At 37.6% G+C, this 8,376-nt stretch carries 2 protein-coding genes; both read left to right on the top strand.

The features are described from left to right. Positions 1-667: OmpA family protein (locus ACFX5F_RS16080; RefSeq protein ID WP_379853043.1), on the top strand; the 667-nt coding region annotated here is incomplete at its 5' end. Positions 668-2,086: 1,419 nt separating this feature from the next. Beyond that, positions 2,087-8,376: HYR-like domain-containing protein (locus tag ACFX5F_RS16075; RefSeq protein WP_379853042.1), on the top strand; the 6,290-nt coding region annotated here is incomplete at its 3' end.

The following is an 8,376-nucleotide window of genomic DNA, read 5'->3' as shown; positions in this document are numbered from 1 at the left end:
TAAAAGACTGATTTGTGAACAACTGTTGTATGGGGAAATAACTGATCTTGTTACAAAAGAACTTCTACCTGACGCAAAAATCAGTCTGTATGATAGTCAATTTAATCTTCTTAACACCACTGTTTCAGATGAGAAAAGCAACTATACTTTTAAAGTAGAATGCGGAAAAAAATATAATATAAGAGCTGAAAAACCAGAATACACCACAAAGGAAGAGAAAATTACTATTGCTGAAACAAATGGAAAAACATATTTCCCAATAACACTGGAAAAAGCAAAATGTAAAGTAACTATAGGTGATGATTTAGGTAAGTGCTTTGGTATTAAAATGATTTACTTTGATTTAGATAAATTCAACATTAGACAAGAGGCAGCTTTAGATCTGGAGAAAATATTAGATGTCTTAAATCAAAATCCAACTATGAAATTAGATATACGTTCGCATACTGACAGCAGACAGACTTTCAAATACAACGAAGCTCTATCAGAAAGAAGGGTCACATCTACTATAGGATGGTTGATTAAAAATGGGGTCGATTTGAATAGATTAACCGGAAGAGGATATGGTGAGACTCAACTTATAAATAAATGCTCTGATGGTATCAAATGTACCGAAGAAGAGCATCAGTTGAACAGACGAAGCGAGTTTATAATTACTTCCCTGTAAGATTATTTTTAGAAATTAAATGGTTAGACGAAATACTAAAAAGCAAAGACTACGAAAATTTAGCACTCTTTTAATATTTCTGGATTTATTTTTTTATTTCAAGAATAGCTAAAATTAAGTAACTGTCTTTGTAATTATTTTTGTATAAAAGAAATGTAAATTTTTTTGAAATATAATTTAATTATTTTATGAAATTAATTACATTTTAACGAGTATTTAGGTTATTCGTAGGAAAAAAAAATCAATATTAATAATATTTCTTAAATTTGACTATTACTATTAACAAACATTTATTAATACTTAACCCTTTAAAAATATCGATCCAAAAAAGAAAAATATCTTTTTTAAAATCCAAAACCAAAATTGATTTTAGATTTTAATAACATTAATAAATTGTCGTGATTTTAGAAAAAAGGAAAGTCACCTGCGACTGAAAATATTCTTTAACCCCAAAAAAAGAAAATTTTCACCCTTGAAAAGCTAAAAGCAATATTGAATCCGAAGGTAAAAAACTGTGCATACTGAATTGCTTAAAAAAAGGAAAGTCACCTGCGACTGAAAATATTCTTTAACCCCAAAAAAAGAAAATTTTTACCCTTTAAAAGCTCAAAACGGTATTGAATCCGAGTTTAAAAAATTGTGCATACTGGATTGCTTGAAAAAAGAAAAGTCACCTGCGACTGGATATATTCTTTAACCCCAAAAAAAAGAAAATTTTCACCCTTAAAAAGCTAAAAGCAGTATTAAATCCGAGGTTAAAAAACTGTGCATACTGAATTGCTTGAAAAAAGGAAAGTCACATGCGACTGAAAATATTCTTTAACTCCAAAAAAGAGATTTTCATCCTTAAAAAACACAAATAGATTTATGTAAACTATTAGTTAACATACTTTTAGTCATATAGCGATATTTTAATCAAGTCCTATTTCTTATAATGATTGTAGCAAGATGTCGTTCTATTAAGTCCTATCGTTTGTAGTAGAATTAACTTAATCTTTAATTAAATAAGTGGTAAAAATAAGAAACAAAAAACCTTTTTTAATCTATATAATTAATCCATTATACAAGTTTACTGCCCTAAAAACAATAGTTTATTATTTAAAAATGATTATTATGAGAACAAAAATTACTCTAAAAAAATTAGTTTTTCAAACATTATCTAGCATAAAATATTCTGAACTTAAAACTCCAAAAAAAAGGAAATATTTACTTCAGAATATGACACTACTTATTCAAAAAATGACATTAAATGATTCATTTTTTAGTTCAAAAGCTATTTCGACAAAAATAGATTTGATACCTATGAGAGTTGTTCAATTGATCAAATCAATACAACCTTCAATATCCCAAAAAACTCTCCGAAGTAATTTTTACAATTGCATTTTACTTCACTTTCTAACGATTTAAAAACAAATCAATATGAAATCAACTATTACTAATTCGACAAAACTTTTTACGCTTTTTCTACTAAGTTTACTAAGTTTTCCATCCATTATACTTGCCCAAACAATTGGCCAGGGTATTGCCCCGGTAAATTCACCAACCGAAGGATTTAATATCGAAGGTTCCCTTATAGCCAACTCAAATACTGGAGATTGGGTTGACGGAACTGGTACAGGCGGTTATGTCCTTGCAAACTCAGGAACACCTTTAAGTTCCGGAACCACTTATCATTTATATGACCCTTATGGCAATTCTACTGATAATATTTTTGGGGGAGGTGATAAAGTCGGTGATAATCCAAACAGTTGGTCTTGGGCCTCTGGTACTGCCAACAATAAAACCGACATGAACAATGCATTAATCCATTTTACGACTGATATTGACGGCAATGTATGGGTTATTTTTGCTGCCGATCGTTTAAGTAATGGCGGTAATGCCTATATCGATTTTGAATTTCTCCAAACTGCAATGACTAAAACTGGTAGTGGATTTTCAACTTCCGCTCCAGCATCAACTGGTGGACGTACTGCAAATGATTTTTTATTGACTGTATATTTTGAAAGTAGTGTTGCAAAATTTGACATTCAAAGATGGGAACTTAATGGAACTACTTGGGAATATAAAACTTATTTTACTTCTCTTCCTCTCAACTCAGTATATGCCGCAGGGAACACAACTGATGTTCCTGTTCCCTTTCAGGCATTTGGTGCAAATACCTATCCTCAAAACACTTTTATTGAATCTGCAGTTAATTTAACAGCGGTTTTGGGATCAATTGATCCCTGTGCAAGCCTTAAAATAAAAACTATTTTTGTTAAATCGAAAACATCTACATCTTCATCTGCAGCTATTAAGGACTTTTTTGACCCACTAGCTATTGACAATCTCACGCTTGGAAGTGCTAATGCAGGAGATGATGATACTGTTTGTTTTGGATCATCTTATATGCTACAGGGTGCAGCTATAGCAAGTCCTGGTTATAAGGTTTTATCTAGTAATTGGTCATTTGTATCAGGGTCAGGTAACATTACGACCCCAAACCTTCTAAATTCAACTGTGAGCATAGATGGAAGTTCTGCTACACTTCGATTAACTGTAGTGACGGGGCCAATAGCTGGTTCAGGATCACAATGCACTGTATCAGATGATGTAGTCATTACTGTTAAAGAGCCTACATCATGTTTGATAACTGGTGCAGATGGACCATTATGCCCGTCGTCTTCAACTATTTATTCAGCTCCTGTAAGTGCTACATACGCATGGAAAATTTCAGGAAACGGGTCAATAGTAGGAAATTCTAATTCTCAAACCGTTTCTGTAGCTACAGGTTCAAGCTGTAGTGAAACATTTACTTTATCATTAACAATTACAGCTGCAAATGGATGTAGTTCCACTTGTACAAAAACAGTTACTGTTAAAGATATCACTGCTCCAACATTTACCGCTCCGGCTAACGTTACCATCTATACAAGTGCAACATGTACTTATGATAAAGCAGTAACAGCCACGGGTGATGCAAGCAATGAAACAGATAGCTGCTCAACGGGATTAAATGCGACATTTACTGACGCTGCTCCAGTAGCGATCGCTGGCTGCCAAGGAGGTTTCACAATAGCAAGAACATGGAGTTTGGTTGACAACTGCGGAAACACTGCTGCAAACCAGGTTCAGACAATCACTATCCGTGACAACACTGCTCCAACATTTACCGCTCCGGCTGATGTTACCATCTATACAAGTGCAACATGTACTTATGATAAAACAGTAACAGTCGCGGGTGATGTAAGCAATGAAGCAGACAACTGCTCAACGGGATTAAATGCGACATTTACTGACGCTGCTCCAGTAGCGATCGCTGGCTGCCAGGGAGGTTTCACAATAGCAAGAACATGGAGTTTGGATGACAACTGCGGAAACACTGCTGCAAACCAGGTTCAGACAATCACTATCCGTGACAACACTGCTCCAACATTTACCGCTCCGGCTGATGTTACCATCTATACAAGTGCAACATGTACTTACGATAAAACAGTAACAGCCACGGGTGATGTAAGCAATGAAGCAGACAACTGCTCAACGAGTTTAAATGCAACATTTATTGACGCTGCTCCAGTAGCAATAGCTGGCTGCCAAGGAGGTTTCACAATAGCAAGAACATGGAGTTTGGTTGACAACTGCGGAAACACTGCTGCAAACCAGGTTCAGACAATCACTATCCGTGACAACACTGCTCCAACATTCAACGCTCCGGCTAACTTTACCATCTATACAAGTGCAACATGTGCTTATGATAAAACAGTAACAGCCACGGGTGATGTAAGCAATGAAACAGATAGCTGCTCAACGGGATTAAATGCGACATTTACTGACGCTGATCCAGTAGCGATCGCTGGCTGCCAGGGAGGTTTCACAATAGCAAGAACATGGAGTTTGGTTGACAACTGCGGAAACACTGCCGCAAACCAGGTTCAGACAATCACTATCCGTGACAACACTGCTCCAACATTTACCGCTCCGGCTGATGTTACCATCTATACAAGTGCAACATGTACTTATGATAAAACAGTAACAGCCACGGGTGATGTAAGCAATGAAGCAGACAACTGCTCAACGAGTTTAAATGCAACATTTACTGACGCTGCTCCAGTAGCGATCGCTGGCTGCCAAGGAGGTTTCACAATAGCAAGAACATGGAGTTTGGTTGACAACTGCGGAAACACTGCCGCAAACCAGGTTCAGACAATCACTATCCGTGACAACACTGCTCCAACATTTACCGCTCCGGCTAACGTTACCATCTATACAAGTGCAACATGTACTTATGATAAAACAGTAACAGCCACGGGTGATGTAAGCAATGAAGCAGACAACTGCTCAACGGGATTAAATGCAACATTTACTGACGCTGCTCCAGTAGCGATCGCTGGTTGTCAGGGAGGTTTCACCATAGCAAGAACATGGAGTTTGGTTGACAACTGCGGAAACGCTGCTGCAAACCAAGTTCAGACAATCACTATCCGTGACAACACTGCTCCAACGCTAACTGTGCCAGTGAACACAACTGCAGAATGTTCTTCTGTGCCACAAACAGGAATTGCAAGCGCTGTTGATAATTGTGACACAACGCCTACCGTTACTTTCGTGGGAGAAACATCTACCAAGACTAGTACAGGGGCCTGTACTGACCAAAATTATACATTAACTAGAACTTGGAAAGCCGAAGATAGTTGTGGTAATTTTGTAACAAAATCACAAACAATAAAAGTACAGGACACAACAGCTCCTTCAATTTTCACCCGCCCACAAGATATAATATTTGAAAGTGACAATAATTGTTATGCTGATACTAGTACTGCCTCAACTGGTATAGTTACAAATATTAAAGATAACTGTGATCCTAACCCAACTGCTACCCCTACTTCTGATAGCGATTGTTTTGGAAACTCAGATGAAAAGGCTATTAACGCAGGTGTTGGTAATTACTTCCCTTTTACTGTTTCAGGATTTGATGGTACATTAGCTAGTGATATTGGAAAAGTTACGTTAGCTTTCGAAACAAATCAAGGGAAAGGAAGAACAGAATTTACTCTAGTTGCTCCTAATGGTCAAGCGGTTATATTAGTAGGCCCATATTGTACAGGTAGTTTAGCCTGCGATGACTCTAGTTCTAGCACTAAAGAATTATATACTCCAACATTTTACCCAAATAGTCATCCTAAGTGGGATAACAACAATTTAATTCCAGTTGGCGCTGGCGACTTCACTCCAAATGGAGCGCTATCTTCAACAAATAGTATCAATCCAATTAATGGCCCAGTATCATACGTATCCAGTTTTGAAGATTTTACTGGAGATATGAATGGTAACTGGTATATTTATTCCAGAAAACAAAATGAAAACAATGGGAATGTTGATTTCAAAAGTGTTTGTTTAACACCTTCTGAGGGAGCTTGCGGTACTAATAAACTAATTGTTAGACACTGGTCAGTAAGTGATGTTTGTAAAAATACTGCTAAGTTTGATCAAGTCATTCGTGTAATTGATAAAATGGCGCCTACTTTTACAAAACCAGCAGATAAAACCATTTATACCGATTCAAATTGTCAATATAATAGAAATATTGAATTTACTGGTGACGTATCAGATGAAGCAGACAATTGCTCAACTGGAATTCAAGCAACTTATGCTGACGCTGAACCGATAACACTAGTTGGTTGCCAAGGTGGATTCACCATAGCTAGAACTTGGAGCTTGACTGACAACTGCGGAAACAAAGCAGCTGACCAAATTCAAACCATTACTATCCGTGATGATATTGCTCCTACATTTACGGCTCCAGTTGATAAAACTATTTATACTGATGCTAATTGTACATACAATACAAATATTGAATTTACAGGTGATGTTTTAAATGAATCAGACAATTGTTCAACAGCAATTCAAGCAACTTATGCTGACGCTGAACCGGTTGCACTTGTTGGTTGCCAAGGCGGATTCACCATCACTAGGACTTGGAGCTTGACTGACAACTGTGGAAACAAAGCAGTTGACCAAATACAAACCATTACAATCCGTGATGATATTGCTCCTACATTTACGGCTCCAGCAGATAAAACTATTTATACTAATGCTACTTGTATATACAATACAAATATTGAATTTACCGGTGACGTATTAAATGAAGCTGACAATTGTTCAACAGGAATTCAAGCAACTTATGTTGACGCTGAACCAGTAGCACTCGTTGGCTGCCAAGGCGGATTCACAATAGCTAGGACTTGGAGCTTGACTGACAACTGTGGAAACAAAGCAGTTGACCAAATTCAAACAATTACAATCCGTGATGATATTGCTCCTACATTTAGGGCTCCAGCTGATAAAACTATTTATACTAATGCTACTTGTATATACAATACAAATATTGAATTTACCGGTGACGTATCAGATGAAGCTGACAATTGCTCAACAGGAATTCAAGCAACTTATGCTGACGCTGAACCAGAAGCACTCGTTGGCTGCCAAGGCGGATTCACAATAGCCAGAACTTGGAGCTTGACAGACAACTGTGGAAACAAAGCAGTTGACCAAATTCAAACCATTACAATACTTGATAATACTCCGCCAACTATTACAATTCAAGCCTTAAATATAACTGTTGAATGTGATGGCCAAGGGAATCAAAATTCAGTTGGCGACTGGTTAGCTAATAACGGCGGTGCCATCGCATCTGATACTTGTTCTAACGTAACATGGTCTAATAATTTTAATGCACTTTCGAACAATTGTTCCACTGCTGTAACTGTAATTTTTACTGCGAAAGATTCTTGTGGTAATATTGCCTCAACCTCAGCTACATTTAGTGTACAAGATAGCACTAAACCAATAGCTCCAGAAGCTCCTGCTTCTGTAACCGTTTCTTGCAGTACCAATGTACCTATAATGTCTAGCCTATCAGCGATCGACAATTGTAGTGGTCAAATTACTACGGAAGGAATAGATACAATCAAACAAGGTAATTGTGCCAACTCTTATGTTATTACCAGAACATGGACATTTATTGATGCTTGTAGCAATTCTTCTTCTTCGGTGCAAACTATTACCGTTCAAGATATAAATGCTCCAGTAATTGCTGAACTGCCAGCAGCGACAACTATCTCTTGTCCTGCAACGCCTGAGTTTACTCAAGCAACTGCAACTGACGCTTGTGGTTCTGCTTTCACTTTGACTCCAGTTGATGTAACAACCAATGGTGCGTGTGCGGGTTCTTATTCTGTAACCAGAACTTGGACCGCTACAGATGCTTGTGGAAATTCATCTACCGCAACTCAGACTATAAACGTTCAGGATACCACGGCTCCGGTTATCGCTCCATTGCCTGCAACTGCAACTATCTCTTGTCCTGCAACGCCTGAGTTTACTCAAGCAACTGCAACTGACGCTTGTGGTTCTGCTTTCACTTTGACTCCAGTTGATGTAACAACCAATGGTGCGTGTGCGGGTTCTTATTCTGTAACCAGAACTTGGACCGCTACAGATGCTTGTGGAAATTCATCTACCGCAACTCAGACTATAAACGTTCAGGATACCACGGCTCCAGTTATCGCTCCATTGCCTGCAACTGCAACTATCTCTTGTCCTGCAACGTCTGAGTTTACTCAAGCAACTGCAACTGACGCTTGTGGTTCTGCTTTCACTTTGACTCCAGTTGATGTAACAACCAATGGTGCGTGTGCGGGTTCTTATTCTGTAACCAGAACTTGGACCGC

Origin of the sequence: Flavobacterium zhoui (assembly GCF_042787235.1) — a bacterium.
GTDB lineage: Bacteria > Bacteroidota > Bacteroidia > Flavobacteriales > Flavobacteriaceae > Flavobacterium > Flavobacterium zhoui.
The sequence above is the reverse complement of the archived record's forward strand: the minus strand, read 5'-3'. Positions and strand labels throughout refer to the sequence as shown.